Raw genomic sequence first — 16,945 nt, 5'->3', positions numbered from 1 at the left:
GCTGATGTTTCGCATCCTGTTTCGCCTGTATCTGGTGACGATCGTCTCGTACAGCGCGGCGATCTATCTGGTGCCGGATCTGGTGGTCATGGCGTTCCGCGATCGCTTCGTCACCTACAACCTCGACTATTCGCGCGGCCTGCAATCGCTGATTACTCGCCAGTTTCATGCGGTGCCGCATGAGCAGTGGCCGGCGCTGGCGGCGTCGATGGACAAGGATTTCCAGCCGCTGCACATCGTCCTGGCGCGCATCGACGATGCCGAGTTCACCGCCATCGAGCAGCAGCGCCTGCGCCGTGGCGAAAACGTTGTGCGTATCGGCGACTGGGGCTGGCGCACGCTGGCGGTGACGCCGCTGGACGACACCACCGCCGTGCAAATGGTCGTGCCACCGGATCCGATGGACGTCAATCTGTTGTACTGGAGCATCAACGTGCTGATCGGCGCGAGCCTGCTCGCCTGCCTGCTGATGTGGTTGCGCCCGCACTGGCGTGATCTGGAACGCCTCAAAGGCACCGCCGAACGCTTCGGTAAAGGCCATTTGAGCGAACGCACGAAAATCGCCCAGAGTTCCAACATCGGCAGCCTCGCCAATGTTTTCGACACCATGGCCGGCGATATCGAAAACCTGCTCAATCAGCAACGCGATCTGCTCAATGCCGTGTCCCATGAATTGCGTACACCGCTGACGCGTCTGGATTTCGGCTTGGCGCTGGCTTTGTCCGATGACTTGCCGACCGCCAGCCGCGAGCGCTTGCTGGGACTGGTCGCGCACATTCGCGAGCTGGATGAACTGGTGCTGGAGTTGCTCTCTTACAGCCGCTTGCAGAATCCGGCGCAACTGCCGGAGCAGGTCGAGGTGTCGCTGGACGAGTTCATCGACAGCATTCTGGGCAGTGTCGATGAAGAGCTGGAATCACCGGAAATCGTCATTGACGTGTTGCTGCACGGCCAGCTCGAACGCTTCTCCCTCGATCCACGCCTGACCGCGCGGGCGATCCAGAACCTGCTGCGCAACGCCATGCGCTATTGCGAAAAGCGCATTCAGATTGGTGTGCAGGTCAATGCCGAGGGCTGTGAGATCTGGGTCGATGATGACGGCATCGGTATTCCCGATGACGAGCGGGAGCGGATTTTCGAGCCGTTCTATCGACTTGATCGCAGTCGTGATCGCGCCACCGGCGGGTTTGGCCTGGGCCTGGCGATCAGCCGTCGCGCATTGGAAGCGCAGGGCGGCACGTTGACCGTAGAGTCTTCACCGTTGGGCGGGGCACGCTTCCGGTTGTGGTTGCCCAATAACGCCTGAGCTACATGACGCTGAAAATATCCCTGTGGGAGCGAGCCTGCTCGCGAAGGCGTCGGGTCAGTCAACGCATACTTGGCTGACATACCGCCTTCGGGAGCAGGCTCGCTCCCAAAGGGGGCTGTGGTTGTTCAGATCAGTTCAGTCGATTGAATCAACCCGACGCCGGCGTCCTGCATCCGTTCAATTGCTGCCGCCAGTGATCCATTCAGATCGATCGCCCGGCACGCATCCAGCACCACGTAGGCATTGAACCCCGCCGCCCGTGCATCCAGCGCCGAAAACATCACGCAGAAATCCAATGCCAGCCCCACCATGTAGACCGTATCGATCCCGCGCTCTTTGAGGTAGCCGGCCAGCCCAGTGGTGGTTCGGCGATCGGCTTCCAGAAAGGCTGAATAGCTGTCGATATCAGGATTGCAGCCCTTGCGAATGATCAACTGGGCATGAGGCAAGTCGAGTCCCCGGTGAAACTCGGCCCCTGCTGTCGATTGCACACAGTGGTCGGGCCAGAGTGTCTGCTCGCCATAAGGCAACTGGATGACATCGTAGGGCTGGTGTCCGGGATGACTGGAGGCGAATGAGGCATGGCCGGTGGGGTGCCAATCCTGTGCAACGACGACCTGGGTGAACTGACGGGCGAGCCGGTTGATCAGCGGCACAATCAGGTCACCTTCCGGTACTGCCAATTGGCCGCCGGGGGTGAAGTCGTTTTGAACGTCGATAACCAGTAAGGCAGAACGGGAAGAATCAGGCATCGTGGAGTCCTTGAAAAATCACTCACCCAGAATAGTGCAGCATTTATCCGGTGTTTAAACGGCTGTTCAACAGTTTTGCCTTGTCTTCCAGCGCCACCGGGGCGTCGTGTCCGATCAGCATCCACGCGTGTTCACGTTCAGTCCAATACACCACGTTCATCTCACGTCGACGCTCATGGGCCAACGGCTGACTGCCGCGGTTCGAGCGCGTGACACACAGCGCCAACGGCCCATGTTTCGCATCCAGATACACGATCTGCGCGATGGGCACACCGTCGTATTCGAGCATCTGCGCCCGTTTGAACTCGGCACCGTGTAACTTCAACGCGGCAGGTGAAAGATTGAGGCCCAGGCGCGCATCGACCGTGCGCAGTTGTGCCCGTTGTGCGGCGTCGTCGGTGGGCAGATGATCAAGCGTTTGCGGCACGTACAGCGCCATGTAATCAGCCACCAACCCTCGCCAGTTATTCGATTGTGCGGCATGCCAGCCGAGGAACAAGCGGTCGGCCAACACCCCGCCGGCCACTAGCGCTGCGGCGGCGCCAGCGATAAACCAGCGGCGGTTGAAGCCCGGACGCTGCGGTGAAGGCATCGCATCCAGCCGCGCCTGCAGGCGATCGAGCGGCGCCTGTTGCGCCAGTTCGTCATAGGCGTTCTTGTATGGCAGATTGCTGCGGCTGAGCCATTGCACGCGCAGACTCAGCAGTGAGTCTTCAGCAATGGCATTGTCCAGCTGATCGCGGTCCTCACGGTCGAGTTCGCCGTCGAGGTAGGCGACCAGTTGTTCATCCGAAGGCGTGTTCATGAACGGTCTCCTTCGGTGGATTTCGGCACCGCTTGCAGTGGCGGGTATTCGGCGAGTTTCAGCCGTGCGGTGGCCAGGCGACTCATCACCGTACCGATCGGCACTTGCAGGATCTCGGCGACTTCGCGGTAGGACAAGCCTTCGACATAGGCCAGATACACGGTTTCGCGTTGGGTTTCCGGCAGCGCGTCCACTCGGCGAATCACCTGCGCCGCCATCACGTGCGTCTGCGCGGCGTACTCACCGTCGAACGCCAGTTGACCATCGGCATCGACCTGTCCCGTCCCCCGACGCACGCGACGAGCGCGCACTTCGTTGAGCCAGATCGAATGCAGAATGCTCAGCAACCAGCGATCCATGCGCGTGCCGGCCACATACTGACTGGCGCGCTCCAGCGCCCGCACACACGTGGCCTGCACCAGATCCTCGGCCACGTGCCGATTGCGCGACAACAGCAAACCATAGCGCCACAGTCGCGCCAGATGCTGTCCGAGTTCTGTTCTGAATGCCTGATCGTTGACGATGATGACGGCCCTTATATGTGCTCAGGTTTTCGATGAATCGTTGATGGCTTCGGCCAGGTCCTGGTATTCCTCGCAGGACATACCGCAAATCGATTTGATCTGCTGCAACTGTTCCTGCGCCAGATCGACGCGACCTTTGATCACATAGGCCTCGCCGAGGTATTCGCGCACTTGCGCGTACTGCGGATCGAGTTTCACCGATTGCAGGTAATAACCGATGCCTTCGTCGGTGCGCCCCAGTTTGCGTGTGGCGTATCCGCGATAGTTGAGGGCCTTGGCAGTGTTCGGTTGCTTCAGTGTGTCGAGCAGCGCTAGGGCCTCTTCGTAGCGACCGACCTTGGCGAGGCGATAGGCATAATCGGTACGGTCGGCATCCGAAAGTGCTTTGCTGACTTGCATCACACACTTCTGCGTTTTGCTGTCCCAGACCTGGCCTTTCGGGCATTCGGGTTTCTGCACCGGCGCTTCTTCATCACCATTGGCCAAGGCCAGTTGGCTGGACATCGCGGCGACCAGCAGCAACGGGGCGGCGAACATAACGGAACGGATAGTCATGGGCAAGGCTCCACAGGGGGTTATGTTTCACTTTGAACACCACAGGGTGAATTTTTATTCATCGCTTTATCAGTGACTGTTCAAGTTCAGCGTAAATTCAAGCGCTATGCTCGGGAGCGTCTGCCGTCGATCCGATGTTTTGCCGTAAGGAGCGTTGCCATGACCGACCAAATCCATCACTCAGCCGCTGCCGGCTACAAAACCGCCGCCGACACCTACGTCAAAGGGCGGCCGGACTATCCGCCGCAAGTCAGTCAATGGTTGACCGCGACGCTGGGCCTGGATGGGCATAAAACCGTGATCGATCTGGGCGCCGGTACTGGCAAGTTCACCGGGCGGCTGGTGGTGACCGGCGCACAAGTGATCGCGGTTGAACCGGTGCCGCAGATGTTGGAAAAGCTGTCTGACGCCTGGCCCGATGTGCTGGCCGTGAACGGCACGGCGACTGATCTGCCGTTGCCGGACGCTTCAGTCGATGTGGTGATTTGCGCGCAAGCGTTTCACTGGTTCGCCAGCACCGAAGCACTGACCGAAATCGCCCGGGTACTCAAGCCCGGTGGCCAGTTGGGGTTGATCTGGAATCTGCGCGACACCCAGGTCAGCTGGGTGCCGAAACTGGACGCCATCGTCAACGCACTGGAAGGTGACACCCCACGCTATTACACCGGCGCCTGGCGCACAGTGTTTCCGCACCCGGCGTTCGCGCCTCTGCAGGTCGAACGGTTTCACCATGGCCATACCGGTTCGCCGGAGGACGTGATTTTCAACCGCGTGCGCTCGACCAGTTTCATCGCCGCGCTGCCGAATGCGCAGCGGGCGAAGGTTGATGAGCAGCTTCGCGCGTTGATTGCCGCCGAGCCGGAACTGCGTGGTAGGGATGTGGTGACGGTGCCTTACGAAACCGCCGCGTTCGTCGCCGTAAAAAAGGGCTGAATGCCACGACATTCCAGTGTAGGAGTGAGCCTGCTCGCGATAGCGGAGTGTCAGTCACCTCATCTTTGGCTGACACTCCGCTATCGCGAGCAGGCTCACTCCTACAGGGGTTTCAGGTGTTCATAGTATCTGGCTGCACTTTGCCACCGCCTTCCGCCGTTCGCGAACCCCGCGCATCACGAGATACAACAACGGCCCAACCGAGACAAAAACCGCCGTCAGCAACAAATAAGGCACCACCGACCAGACCGACTGCCCACGCGACCGCGCATCCTTGACCATCCATACGCCGGCCAGAGTCGCCAGCAGATACAGATCAATCACCACCTGCGCGGTGTCGGGCCGCGACATCAGGCTGATGCCAAAGTCGATCAATGACTGTTCAGCCTGGAGCATCACTGAAACGGTGTAAGCGCTGAACGCGAGTAAAGCCGTGAGGGGCAGGGCGATAGACATCATGCAAGCCTTCCTTGGTGTGATGAGAGAGTCGCCAGACTAACGTCGCCACGCAAAATTGGCCATTGACTTGCCAGCACCGTGCAGGCTAATTTCCAGTCCATGACTTCGACTGTATCGCGTTGCCAGCCAATGATTATTACCGCCATTCCTCATTTGGCGGGCTAGCTCACGACTGCAGCACCCAACCCGCCCTAGAGGCGGGTTTTTACTTTCTGTCTCCGGGGTTTTGAAAAATGTCAGGAGACGACCATGCCGCACAGCCCCGATCAGCAAACCCTGCTTGAGCACTACGTGAAAAAGATCCTCGCCGCACCGGTGTACGACCTCGCGGTGCGCACGCCTTTGCAAGCGGCGCCGGCGCTGTCGGAGGCGCTGGGCAACCGGATTCTGCTCAAGCGTGAAGACCTGCAACCGACGTTCTCCTTCAAGATCCGTGGCGCCTACAACAAATTGGTGCAATTGAGCGACGAACAGAGGGCGCGGGGGGTAATCACCGCATCGGCTGGCAATCACGCGCAAGGCGTGGCATTGGCAGCACGCGAACTGGGGATTGCAGCGACCATCGTCATGCCAGCGACAACGCCGGAATTGAAAGTGCTGGGTGTACGCAGTCGCGGCGCTGAAGCGCTGCTGCACGGCGAGAGTTTCCCGTTCGCACTGGCCCATGCGCTGCAACTGGCGCAACAGACTGGGCGCACCTTCGTTTCACCGTTCGATGACCCGGAAGTGATCGCCGGGCAGGGCACCGTGGCGATGGAAATCCTCCGCCAGCATCAAGGTTCGCTGGATGCGATTTTTATCCCGGTGGGCGGCGGCGGTCTGATCGCCGGCATCGCGGCCTACGTCAAATACCTGCGCCCGGAAGTACGGATCATCGGCGTCGAATCTGAACACTCAGCGTGCCTGAAGGCTGCGCTCGAAGCAGATCAGCGCGTGGTGCTGCCCAATGTCGGCACCTTCGCCGATGGCGTGGCGGTAGCGCAGATTGGCGCGTTCGGGTTTGAGGTTTGCCGCTTTTGCGTCGACGAAGTCATCACCGTCAGCAACGACGATCTCTGCGCGGCGATCAAGAATATCTACGACGATACCCGCTCGATCACCGAACCGTCCGGCGCCTTGGCCGTGGCCGGGATCAAGCAGTACGTAGCGCGAACCGGGGTGCGCGAGCAGACATTCGTGGCGATCGACTCGGGCGCCAATATCAACTTCGACAGCCTGCGCCATGTCGCCGAGCGCGCCGCGATGTGCGGCGTCTCGGCATGATGAGGTTTACGGCAGTAACGGGCGCAGGAAGCTGCGCTCGTAGCTGACGATGAACTTCTTCTCGACCAGGCTGGCCACCAGTGCAGTGCTTTCCGGATCGGTCATCGCGATGTGCCGATAGCTTTCGTAATCCGCCAGCGACGGAAAACTGAACAGGCAATAAGCGATGTTGCTCGCGCCTTCGGACGGCAAAAAGTAGCCGTGATGGGTGCCGCCCAAGCGCTCGACGATGCCGAGCCAGGCCTTGGCGTAAGCCTCGAACTCAGGCAATTGGTAGGGATCAATGACATATCGGACGTGGCAGGTAATCAAACGAAGCACTCCTTGTTCCGGTTATTCCTGCAGGGCTGTACCGACTTTGTCCGACGCCGACCAGATGCGATAACGCACTTCGACGTCAGACGGCGCATACACCACGACCGGCAACTTGCTGTTGTAACGCAGCATGAAACCGTCACCAACGACCGGCACGAACGCGCGCTTCTTCTGGCTGCCGGGTGGGCAGGCCATCATCGTGCTCATCGGCCCGATGACTTTTTCCAGGCGATAGAACGGATAACCCCAGCCCTCAAGATTCTTCTCATCGAGAACGCCGCCCAAACGCTGGCGATTGCAGTCCACTTCCAGGGTTTTGCCGGCGAGGATTTCCACCTGGAAGTTTTCTTCCTGCTCTTGCTTGGGCAAGTGAATGACCTGGCGGGTGAACCCGGCTTCAGCCTTCGGGAACGGCGCGACGTCTTCAAGCTTGGCGGCGTGGGCGAGGGTGGACAGGCTGGCGATGAACAAACCGGTGGTCGCGTAAACGCGTAAAGAACCCATGGAAGCCTCCGTGCGGGTGTAGGGTGGATGACGGGCATTCTTACCGTCATGGGCCGTGATTGCAAACCAGCGTCGAGTTGCAAAATGCAGTGCCGGCAGGGGCTATTCTTGCAATTTGCAAGTAGCCAAATGCTGGCACCGCCGCCAAGTGCTTGATTTCATGAGGGTGAAAATGAACTGATGAAAGGCACGCTTTATGCGTCTTTTCAGTGCGGCGCACCGGACTTGGGCGCCTACACTCCAATGGGCATTTCGCAGTACCACCGCTTGTCGCACCAGGGAAACAGCGGGGACACACCCGTGCAGGGGCAGCAACGGTCAGCGTGAATACTTGATTGGCATCTCACAGTAAGGAGAGGGTTTCGCCATGTTTCTGTCTGCCTTGGAACTACGCAATATCATTGAAAGCAGTTTTCTGCCGAAACGCTGCCAGTGCACGCTGTCGCCGGACTTGTCGATGACCGTCAAGGTTTTCGGCGATCACCAGACCGATCAGGTCGATCTGCTGGTCAGTGGCATCGACGCCAGCCACCTCAATGGCTGTCGTGAAATCAACGAACTGATCGCCGGGCTGCGCTCGGATCTGAACCAGCAAACTGTGCAACATCACTACAGCCCGCGCTCCAGAGTCGTCTAACGCACCGTTTCACCCAGTTCGACCGTCACGCGCCGGGCCTGCACAAAACCAAGGCCCAGCGCGAACTCGACCAGCACCGCGAGCAAAATCCCGGGGCCGGCATGACCGTTGAGCCATTCCGCAAACCCCAACACCGCCAAACCAAAACAACCGACGATAAACCCGTTGCTCAGCGCATTGCGCCCCAGCGACGGCGGTGCGTTGCGCACCAGATAAAACATCACTCCCAACGCCGCAAACAGCACCGCACTGCGCCGCGCGACAAACCCCGCAGCGTCGGAATACTCGATACTCCAGATCGCCAGCAGCCTCTCCGGGAAAACGCCCCAGGCCAGCGCCAGCAAAAAACACAACGAACACGTGAAGCCCGACAACGTGCGAAACGACAACTGCATGGCGAATCCTTGCGGCAGTGAGGAGGGCTCCGAGCATAACCGCCGAAACTCCCCACGCCTACCGCAAACCCGCAAATCAGACGTTTCTGTCAGTTCTGGAAGTTGCACGCGTCAGACAATTTCCGATAGCTGATTTCCTCAGGATTACCGGCATTGTCGATGTACTTCATGTCGGCCGTGACCACTTTGCACAGTTGCGTTGGCGGCTCGGTCAACGACACCACTTTGGCCACATGCAGCGGCATGCCGTACTCGTACGGCACGGCTTTGGACGTGGCAGAGGTGTCATTAGCCTGGGCCAGCCCGGCAAAAGCGGTGCAGGCGAGGGCGGCGGTGAGCAATAAAGGACGAATGTTCATGAAAGGACTCCCGAGTGGCGGTTCTAGCGTTCGGCGTGATTCAGCCGAACCTGCCGCACTGGGCAACAACCAGAATGGCTGAGGACGTGCGGTTCAGTAGAGTTTTTGACCACGGCGTTAAGGGATGGTTAACCGAGCTGAACGCCGGCTGTCAGGGAGTGCGGCGGTTTTCTTTGGAAGGTTTGGCGAATTCCTACAAAGGCTGGTGCCTTGTCTGCTTTCGGCGGTTGGAGCAGGGCGGTTATTGTCGGTTGCCGCTGCAAAATCAGTGGTTCGGGTTTGGTCACCTGAGAAAAGTTCATTGCATATGTGCCATCATTTGCACCGCTCGGATTACCTAATCCGTGGAGTGCATTGCAGTGGCGGCTGTGTGCAGGACGCCTTCGGGCGAGCTGAGTTTTGAACTGTTCTCGGTTGACCAAGCCTGTACACGGCCGCCTCCCACCGTTTGGTCACGGCTATGGCGGTTACCCTCTAATACAGTTGAGTAATCAAAATGCCAATAATTAAACCGCTTCAAAACCGCTATCTCCCCCTCAGCAGCAACGTCACCGAAACCCCGACGCTGCTCTTCGACACCCAAGCCAACCCGAAAGACATCCTCGAAGCCGCCGTCCAGCGCATCCGCGCCGCCGCCGACCTGCTCGAGACCTTGCATTGCCTGTGCTTCAAACACGCCGACGTGCAAGACATTCCACACATCACCCATGCGCTGTACCTGCTGACGCAGGATGGCAATGATTTGCTGCAGGTCGCGCAGCAGCAGATGTTGAGTTGGAAGGCGCCGGTTTGATCTCTGTTTGAATTGTCTAGCACTCACGGGCAGAGGCATTTTCTGCCCGTGATTGATGTTTACAACAGCTAGTTAGAGAAGAGGCTCTGCCTAAGGAGCAGGAGCAAACGGGCTGACCAAGTCTGGACTCCATTTCAACTCAACAATATTTTTGGGTAAAAAGCGCACGTGCAAATACACATCACCACGTTTTCGGCGAGGTAGCGGTAAAATTACCTCATGGTTCTCCTTCTGGACGCCTTGCCGAAACTGTTCGCCAGTCCTACTGAGAATCCAAGAAACACGAACGGTTTCTCCTTCAATTCGTTGGCAGCACATAACCCCTCCGCCACCCATTGCGAACAGGTTGCCTCCCCAAAAGTCATTTATCCAAAAGTTCAAAATTGGACGATCTGTATAGTTTTCTGACGTCAGCATGGCGCCGGGCGTACGAAATAGATCAATGATTTTTGGGGTGGCGTAGCTAAGCAGCAAAGCCAGTACAGCCAAGGCTATTCGCCTTCTTCGCCATGTTCGTTTTCGACGTGCGTCCGCAGCAATATCTATCAAATGACTAAAATTCCAAGGTAAGAGGTTACATTCCGGCTTTATGCCTGGAGAGGACTTCACCGATCGCGAACCGATAAGTCACACTTCAATTTTTCCTGGATTAGAATCAAGAGGGTTGCTTTAACTTGGATTCAGTAAGCTTATGAGGAGGCTGCACATGCCGCTACCAAGCTGGGAATCTCCAACATTTAATCAAACAGTGAGACCACGCTCGCGCTCTAAATCAATTAATCTTGTCGTTGGACCATCCGCTTCCAGTCGCTCAGTCACGACAGTGGGCCAACGGTTTCGCGAACGACGCTTTGCTCTTTCATAAACAAAGTCTTGAATCTTGTTTGATGGATAGAAGAGTATATTGTTTAGTAGCATTAAAAAATCAGTGCCAGTTAAGTAATTGCTTCCATCTCCTGCTTCTTTTTTTTCACGAATGATTTTTCTCCATGCGCCTAAGTATTCAGATTGTTTTAAGTTTAGGTCTAACTGGCTTTTTACAAAGTCATCCGATTCGCTATGAGCTCCAGTGTGGTCGAACCATGGGCCGTTGTTCATATAAGAGCGAATGTATTCCCAGAATCCTTTCTGCATTTCTAAAGACTTTCCCGCCGGCGTACCAATGCTGACCATAATTTCGTTTTCAGGTTCTCCCAAGCGCTTCATTAATACTTCAAGCGAGGCGTTCCGGATGCTCCCAGAATAAAGGCCAACCATGTCGAACTCGCAAGCTACAGCCTCTATTCCCTTCCAAGGAGTATGATAGAGCTCTCCTTCGTTGTCGAAATAGACTTCCTGTGTTCGTCGGTTGAAAATTATGGGAAGCGGTAAAGAGCGTCTTGTTTCGATGATGATTGGAACAATGAACAACGGTATCCCGAAAAGTAACATCCAGCCCACTCCGTCCCACTTGCCCAGTAAAGCCATCCAAACGCCAATGATGAGTGCGATTAGAGCTGGAATTCCCCCGAGAAGCCCACTAAGCAAGCCGCGATTTCGATCACTGCCAATTTTTAGTGAAAGATAGTGTTCTGTGTGTTCATCAGTTATAAAAAGCTCAAGTGGTTGCTCTCCCGTAGACTCGTCGTCACTAAGAACTGCGGTAGGAGCATCACCATATTTCGCCATGATTTTTTCATTGCCGTTCTTAAAGCCATACCATTTCCTTGACTTCGATGGGCGGTAGTGCGTGCCTTCAAGTAAGGAGTAGTAAGCTATTACCTTTCGGTTTCGTGATCATAAGTCAAACAGAAAAACCGCGCTCGCGTTCTAAGTCTATGAGTCTAAGTGTGGGGCCGTCTTGATGTAAGCGTTCTGTAACTTTTTCTGGCCATAAGTTTCGTGTTTTTCTCTGTACATAATTGTATGTGAAGTCTTGTATAGCATTGGTTGGAAAAAAATTAAATGTCCAATAAACATAAAAACGTCAGATGCAGCTAAGTAGTTAGAGTGTCCGGATTTGACTTTTTTATCTGTGATCGTTTTTTTCCAGTACCCCCAAAAGTCTGACGATCTAATATTGCTCGAAAGCGTTTTCTTTATGAATTCATCGGATTCTGCGTGGTTGCCATTTTCATCAAACCCTGGGCCATTATTCATGTAGCTGCGAATGTATTCCCAAAACCCTTTTTGCATATCAAGTGTCTTGCCCATTGGGGAACCCAAACTAACCATAAGGGCATTGTCAGGGTCGCCTAGACGTTTTACTAGTATTTCGAGAGAAGCGTTATTTATACCGCCCGTATAAATGCTTGTCATTTGAAATTCACACGCGATAGCTTGAATGTTGTCCCATGGCGTATGATACAAATCACCATTTTGATCAAAATAAACTTCTTTTGTTCTACGATTAAATAATACAGGTAAAGGCAGTGGTTTTCGCGTTTCAAAATAAAACGGAATAAGGAACATGGCCGCGGCAAGGAAAATACAAAGGCCTACAAGATCCCTGCGGCCTTTTATTATTATCATAAATGCCAATGCAATACTTGCGAGAGATCCTACGCCTGCCGCTATACCTGTTATACCTCCTCTATCTGCATCTCCTGCCATCTGTAAGGTTAAGTAATTCTCTGTATGTTCATCGGTGATGAATAGTTCGCATGGAGGTTGTCCGGTGCTCTCGCTGGCTTTCAATACGACGTTCGACGTGTTGCCGTACTTCGACGCTGCCTGGGCGATAAGCTTTTTTATATCCATGCTATTTCCTTGATGTCATTTGCCTGAATAGCCTCACTGGCGTTAATATCCTAGCTTGTCAGGGAAGAACGAGAGAGGCGGATGGTTGGCCTTCCACGTTTTTGCGAGTTCTTTTGCTTTCCCTATCTGCTCTTTTGACAGTTTTTTTTCCACTTCTGGCAAAACATCGTTAACATTGTTTATTACGTTTCCACCACCATCAAGCTCTAGTAGATTTGATAGTAGCGCATATGACGTCACTGGGTCTGAGGTGAATCCGTATTTTGGTTCAACTTCGCCTATATAAGAAGCATAACCAAAAACCGCTGATACGTAGCCTGAATCTGCAGCTTTTTCATTCCAAGTTCTAAACGATGAAAAGTCGGCTTTTTCAAGCCTGGCAGCGGCAAATCCCATCATAGCTGGAGGATAGCCATTCTCTGCAGACGCTTTCATCCACTTTTCGATTTCATCTGATCTTCTGGAGGGCAGTAGGAATACTCCGCCACCTTCTTGATATTTAGTCGCCAAACGAAATTGCGCCAAAGCGAAAGCTTTTTCTGCAGATTTTTCTAACCATTCATCGTTCCCTGTTATTTCCCATAACAAGTACATAGACTCAGCATTTCCATGAGATGCCTGATCAGTTGCAAGCTTTTTAGCTTCATTCATCCAGCCTTCAGGCGATTGCTCAGAGGGGGAACAATTCTTCATGGTTACGCACAAGTCTTGGTCCGCTCCTCCGAGCCGGATCATAGAATAAATATTGCCTTTTTTTGCTGACTCCTCGTAAGCTTTTTGTGCTTCCTGAGTCATGTATCTGTTGTTTTTTCTTATTGATTCACCTAAGTAGTAGAGTGCTTCATCATCTCCACCCTCGGCAGCAATCTTTAAAAACTCGATTGCGGATATTGCTTTGTATTGATTGTAAAGCTCAATGCCTTTTTTCTTTGCTTCTTCTTGCTGTTTTGTGAGAGTCGCGTTCGCGGTGTTGCAGAGTAAAACAAAGCAGACGCAGAAGGTAGTTGCGAATAATTTTATGTTTTTCAATTTAATTTTCTCGCTGGAGCTGAGAATTTCACAGAGGGCTTTGGTATGTAGCTGTTTTCATTCATGACAATTTTACAGGAGCCATCAAACGGTTCACCTAATAGTGAAGCGTTTTTCTTGTAACGAGCCCTTGTTGTGTTTCCGAATGGCTCGGTTGCTGTAAGCACCGGTTCGCTCATGAAATTGTCCAGCACGTAACGGTTTTCACAATATTTTTGACCGAGGTCAACCGGTTCCACTCCGAACTTATTCATGCATGCGCAGGCTAGCTGAAATTGTTTTTGAGCTTCTAGTAGACTTCCTTGCTCTTTGGCGTTGGTAGTGATGTGAGTTATTATTATTTCAATGGCTGTTTGTTGTGCTAAATATGCAGTATCTCTGGTGTATTTTTTCTTACCGTCTTTTGGGGTGCTTAGGCTAGTTTGCTTCGTTGTCGCTATGGAGAATTCTTCCGGATTAGACATTAGTGTCATCAAGATCGGCCCTAACGCTGCAGGGGTGGCCTCAACAATCCATTTTTTTAACTCGTCGGGATTTTGGTACTCAATAATCGCGTGAGCGATTGGGCCGCCTTTTCCTCCGTTGGTCATTGCGTCATATAAGTCCATGACTAAACTCCAACCCATAAGATAAGACATTTCCACACTAAGCCCAGCTGCTCCTAATGCGTTCAGCGCGGATGCGAACTTACCTGCTTCAGGTTCCATCCACTCTACCTTTCTGCCTTTCGCTTTGTGCAGTTCCTTGCGGTACAAGTTGATGAGGTCAACTACTGCCTCATAGCCAACTTCAAACTTAAAGCTACCGTTAGCACCAGGACCCAGCACTACCGCGGCCTTCAGGTTCAGAATAAACCGCCCCTTATCCAGAGACACCTGCGCCGTTCCCTGAAAGCCCGCACCTAACGCGACTCCAACGGAGCCGCTCAGCTTGGCCAGTGTCAGCCATGGATTCGCGCTTTTCGCGTCTTTAGCGCTGCCAACGCCCATCGTTGGCGCGGTGCGCAGGGCGACGAGTTCTTTGGGCGGTGCCCAGTTCATTACTCCGGTGAGTTCAATCGCGGCTTGCAAGCCTCCAAACACGTTGAAGCTGGCTTTTGCGCCGTTTTCGACTTGCACTTTGGCGAAGCGGCCGCCTCGCAGTTGCTCTGTGCTCTTGGAATCGGCGTAGGTGCCGGATTTCGACTTGTGTTCAAGATCGGGAGTAGGGCTGTCGTCACCGCTGTCGGCCTTGGCTTGCTTGGCGGCGGCGTGATCGGAGCGTTCTTCTTTTGCCGAAGCATCTTCACGCTGTGCGCGTTTTACCGGGCTCAGTGACGCCCCGTACTTGACGTTGCCGAAGATCGGGCTCAACTCGACGCTGCCGGCCAGCAGCAACGATGCTCCGGCGTAGCCCCATGCCTTCACACCAAAGTGGAAGGAGAAGCGGCCGAAATTCATTTTTTGCGGGCTGCCGTCCAGGAAGTAATCAAGCGTTATTTCTTGAGCACTGGCTTTGGCAGGCATGTCGACTTTCATCAACTGAACTTCGCCACGGGCCAGGTCCAGGCTTAAGCCCATTTCGCCGGATATCTTGAAGCCCTCGGCGGCAGACATTTTCGGGCCTTCGAGCTTTACTTCGCCGTGAATGTTTGGCTGTGGAGGTGTCAGGCAACGGACCAATTGCGCCTGAGGGCTGGCATCAAAAAGTCTTACTTTGCCGCGCACACTTTTCTTGAACACCAGTTGCTGAAGGTGTTCGCCCCAGTTGGTCAGGGTCGCGTCGTCTTCCAGTTCAGTTACCTCATAGCCTTGCTTTTTCAAGTAAGCATAAAAGTCTTTGGCTTTGAACCAGCCTTTTTCATCGAAACAGTCGCCGACCTGATCGCTGAACTTTATGGCGCCCTGATCTAGAAGCCATTGGCGGAACGAGTTGATTTCGCTGTTTTTATCGGAGCCTTCGGTAGCGTCCGCAGGCAAACTTTTACCTACCTTTTTTATCGCGCCGGCTGCTTTTTCGAAATCCTCTTTCATGATCTTTTTTGCGTCTTTCAGGTTCGCCATGCTGAACCAGCCCAGGGGCGTACCCTTGGCATCTGAGAGACTGACTTCACGCAGCGGAAAGCCCGGTTTCACCATGCGGTCGACCGGTTTTGGCTGGAACTCTTCCGGGTCCCAAATCAGATAACGCGCAGGCTTGCTGTTGCTGACATTGCTTTGGGCTTTTGCTTGAAGGTCGTCTTTGGTCTTTTGCAGGCTATCCCATTTGGTCCGCTCCACATCAACCAAGCCCGCCGGCGCTTGGGCATTCTGGCCTGTTGCCTCGATCCAGCGTTTGTATTTCTCTTGAAGCTGCGCTGTAACTTCCGCCTGCTCTTTCTCGGTATCCAGATACAGTTTGAACTGCTCGATGCCGGAAGGAAGGCCGTCACTGATCAAAGCGAATTCTGGAAGTGCGATGCCGTACTCAGACGCTTTGATAATGGATTCAGTGTAAGCATGGTAATCAAGCGCATCGGCGTTTTTGTAGAGCGTCAAGACATACCCGACCAGATCGGCGGTGCAGTCATTCATGCCGCTGCAGATGTTTTCGTAGCTTTTTTTCTTTTCCGCCAGGGCTTTCGCAACGTCTTCCAGCGGGACCTGCTTGAAGTCTTTGTTGCCGAGAAGTTTCTTGCGAGCCTCCAGATAAGCCTGCACCCGTGCGCGCGCCTCAATCGCCTCTTTGGAATAGAGCGAGCCACTTTCGTAGGTGTAGCCTTCCAGCTTCGCAGCCGCTACCGCTTCTTTTTTCAGCGCATGCCACTCAGCCCTCCGCTTGTAAAAATCGGCATAGGCTTTGTGGACGTCCTGGTCAGTAGCCAGGTCTGCCGTTAGACGGTCCATGCGCGATTGCGCGGTGTCCTCTTGAGGAGACTGTGCAGGAGCCGCTGCCGGTTTGTTTCCGTTAGCTTCGTTTTGCCTCTTTTTGGCGGTGGCTGGATCGATTTCGATCTCATCCCCCATCGCTTCAAACTCTTCCATCCGCGTACGCTTCTCGCCCGTGAGGAAGTTGCTCAACTTGGGCTCAAGGAAGTATTCCAGCAAACCAGATTCCTGCAGCCCGTTCAGGCGTGCATCACGTGGTTTGCTGGGGGCAATCATTTTATCCAGCGCGAACATCGATTCTTTGATGGCAGACTTTGCCCGCTCAGGGAGCAGCCAGAACTCTTGCTCCTCAGTGGCATAAATCGCGCTGGCAAACTTTTTAGAACACGGAGGTGCGTGGGGTTTGAAGGTCTTTGAACTCTGATCAGGAGCGTCCTTGACCGGATCCAGTTCAACCAGATCCTCAGCGGAGCACTGAGTGGGCGCTTCCGGGGCTGCCTGCGCAGGCGCTTGCGACGCGGCGGGCGGCTGAGCGGTAGGCGTGGCGGCCGCTTGAGCGCTTTTGGGGACGCTCAGGTTCCAGCCGACTTTGACGTTGTCCGGATTGGTGATGAAGGGGTTGAGCTGGCGAAGTTGCGCCACGGTGCTGTTGTAGCGCGAAGCGATCTGGCCCAGGGTTTCGCCGGGCATGACGGCGTGATTCGTGATTTCCATGGTGATTCCGTTCT

General features: G+C 54.5%; 18 protein-coding genes and 1 pseudogene. 5 read left to right on the top strand and 14 right to left on the bottom strand.

The features are described 5' to 3' along the window. Window positions 1–4: 4 nt before the first annotated feature. Complete coding sequence (locus CKW38_RS16890; RefSeq protein ID WP_007912170.1) at window positions 5–1,306, top strand: ATP-binding protein; 1,302 nt, start codon at window positions 5–7, stop codon at window positions 1,304–1,306. Between the two features lie 128 nt (window positions 1,307–1,434). Here CKW38_RS16890 and pncA read toward each other — a convergent pair whose 3' ends face one another. The 4 genes from pncA to CKW38_RS16870 all read right to left on the bottom strand — a co-directional run bounded on the left by pncA (window position 1,435) and on the right by CKW38_RS16870 (window position 3,945). Next, window positions 1,435–2,061, bottom strand: coding sequence for a bifunctional nicotinamidase/pyrazinamidase (gene pncA, locus CKW38_RS16885; protein WP_007912169.1), 627 nt, complete (start codon window positions 2,059–2,061; stop codon window positions 1,435–1,437). A 43-nt stretch (window positions 2,062–2,104) separates the two neighbouring features. Beyond that, complete coding sequence (locus CKW38_RS16880) at window positions 2,105–2,866, bottom strand: anti-sigma factor (RefSeq protein WP_095113318.1); 762 nt, start codon at window positions 2,864–2,866, stop codon at window positions 2,105–2,107. Further along, a complete protein-coding gene (locus CKW38_RS16875) occupies window positions 2,863–3,348 on the bottom strand; it encodes a sigma-70 family RNA polymerase sigma factor (RefSeq protein WP_371857968.1) in 486 nt (161 codons plus the stop codon). Before CKW38_RS16875 ends, CKW38_RS16880 begins: the two co-directional genes overlap by 4 nt. Before the next feature lie 63 nt (window positions 3,349–3,411). Continuing rightward, window positions 3,412–3,945: a tetratricopeptide repeat protein gene (locus tag CKW38_RS16870; protein ID WP_095113316.1), complete on the bottom strand. Its 534-nt coding sequence runs from the start codon at window positions 3,943–3,945 to the stop codon at window positions 3,412–3,414. A 159-nt stretch (window positions 3,946–4,104) separates the two neighbouring features. On the opposite strand from CKW38_RS16870, the gene CKW38_RS16865 reads away from it, so the two are divergent. Further along, on the top strand, window positions 4,105–4,878 hold the full coding sequence (locus CKW38_RS16865) for a class I SAM-dependent methyltransferase (RefSeq protein ID WP_095113315.1): 774 nt from the start codon (window positions 4,105–4,107) through the stop codon (window positions 4,876–4,878). Between the two features lie 120 nt (window positions 4,879–4,998). Here the strand turns inward: CKW38_RS16865 and CKW38_RS16860 are convergent, their stop codons facing one another. Beyond that, a complete protein-coding gene (locus CKW38_RS16860) occupies window positions 4,999–5,337 on the bottom strand; it encodes a DUF2834 domain-containing protein (protein ID WP_095113314.1) in 339 nt (112 codons plus the stop codon). Between the two features lie 249 nt (window positions 5,338–5,586). Here CKW38_RS16860 and ilvA point away from each other — a divergent pair. Then, window positions 5,587–6,582 (top strand): annotated as a pseudogene (ilvA, locus tag CKW38_RS16855) (threonine ammonia-lyase, biosynthetic); the annotation flags it as partial. 24 nt (window positions 6,583–6,606) lie between these two features. Here the strand turns inward: ilvA and CKW38_RS16850 are convergent. Next, on the bottom strand, window positions 6,607–6,912 hold the full coding sequence (locus CKW38_RS16850) for an NIPSNAP family protein (RefSeq protein ID WP_064362707.1): 306 nt from the start codon (window positions 6,910–6,912) through the stop codon (window positions 6,607–6,609). A 21-nt stretch (window positions 6,913–6,933) separates the two neighbouring features. Next, the gene (gene eco, locus CKW38_RS16845) at window positions 6,934–7,419 is read right to left on the bottom strand and encodes a serine protease inhibitor ecotin (RefSeq protein ID WP_007912158.1); all 486 of its coding nucleotides are present in this window, start codon (window positions 7,417–7,419) and stop codon (window positions 6,934–6,936) included. A 367-nt stretch (window positions 7,420–7,786) separates the two neighbouring features. Between eco and CKW38_RS16840 the strand changes: the two genes are divergently transcribed. Then, on the top strand, window positions 7,787–8,056 hold the full coding sequence (locus tag CKW38_RS16840; RefSeq protein ID WP_007912157.1) for a DUF1652 domain-containing protein: 270 nt from the start codon (window positions 7,787–7,789) through the stop codon (window positions 8,054–8,056). Here CKW38_RS16840 and CKW38_RS16835 read toward each other — a convergent pair. Next, window positions 8,053–8,451: a hypothetical protein gene (locus CKW38_RS16835; RefSeq protein WP_026000451.1), complete on the bottom strand. Its 399-nt coding sequence runs from the start codon at window positions 8,449–8,451 to the stop codon at window positions 8,053–8,055. The two genes, CKW38_RS16840 and CKW38_RS16835, sit on opposite strands and share 4 nt — an antisense overlap. Before the next feature lie 89 nt (window positions 8,452–8,540). Continuing rightward, a complete protein-coding gene (locus tag CKW38_RS16830; RefSeq protein ID WP_095113312.1) occupies window positions 8,541–8,810 on the bottom strand; it encodes a DUF2790 domain-containing protein in 270 nt (89 codons plus the stop codon). 496 nt (window positions 8,811–9,306) lie between these two features. Between CKW38_RS16830 and CKW38_RS16820 the strand changes: the two genes are divergently transcribed. Further along, on the top strand, window positions 9,307–9,603 hold the full coding sequence (locus tag CKW38_RS16820; protein WP_095113311.1) for a hypothetical protein: 297 nt from the start codon (window positions 9,307–9,309) through the stop codon (window positions 9,601–9,603). A 90-nt stretch (window positions 9,604–9,693) separates the two neighbouring features. On the opposite strand, the gene CKW38_RS16815 is transcribed toward CKW38_RS16820, so the two are convergent. The 5 genes from CKW38_RS16815 to CKW38_RS16795 all read right to left on the bottom strand — a co-directional run bounded on the left by CKW38_RS16815 (window position 9,694) and on the right by CKW38_RS16795 (window position 16,931). Beyond that, entirely contained in the window at window positions 9,694–10,092 is a 399-nt protein-coding gene (locus tag CKW38_RS16815; RefSeq protein WP_256588400.1) for a DUF3304 domain-containing protein, read from the bottom strand. A 252-nt stretch (window positions 10,093–10,344) separates the two neighbouring features. Continuing rightward, window positions 10,345–11,271 carry a DUF6708 domain-containing protein gene (locus CKW38_RS30395; RefSeq protein ID WP_256588399.1) on the bottom strand — a complete coding sequence of 309 codons (927 nt, stop codon included), beginning with the start codon at window positions 11,269–11,271 and terminating at the stop codon, window positions 10,345–10,347. A gap of 147 nt (window positions 11,272–11,418) precedes the next feature. After that, a complete protein-coding gene (locus CKW38_RS30205) occupies window positions 11,419–12,342 on the bottom strand; it encodes a hypothetical protein (protein ID WP_256588398.1) in 924 nt (307 codons plus the stop codon). Window positions 12,343–12,384: 42 nt separating this feature from the next. After that, complete coding sequence (locus CKW38_RS16800) at window positions 12,385–13,371, bottom strand: tetratricopeptide repeat protein (RefSeq protein WP_256588397.1); 987 nt, start codon at window positions 13,369–13,371, stop codon at window positions 12,385–12,387. After that, window positions 13,368–16,931, bottom strand: a complete 3,564-nt coding sequence (locus CKW38_RS16795; RefSeq protein ID WP_095113310.1) for a LysM domain-containing protein — start codon at window positions 16,929–16,931, stop codon at window positions 13,368–13,370. Before CKW38_RS16795 ends, CKW38_RS16800 begins: the two co-directional genes overlap by 4 nt. Between the last annotated feature and the right edge of the window lie 14 nt (window positions 16,932–16,945).

The organism is Pseudomonas sp. Irchel 3H7 (assembly GCF_900187605.1).
Lineage (GTDB): Bacteria > Pseudomonadota > Gammaproteobacteria > Pseudomonadales > Pseudomonadaceae > Aquipseudomonas.
Note: the sequence above shows the minus strand (reverse complement) of the source record. Positions and strands in the feature narration are given on the sequence as shown.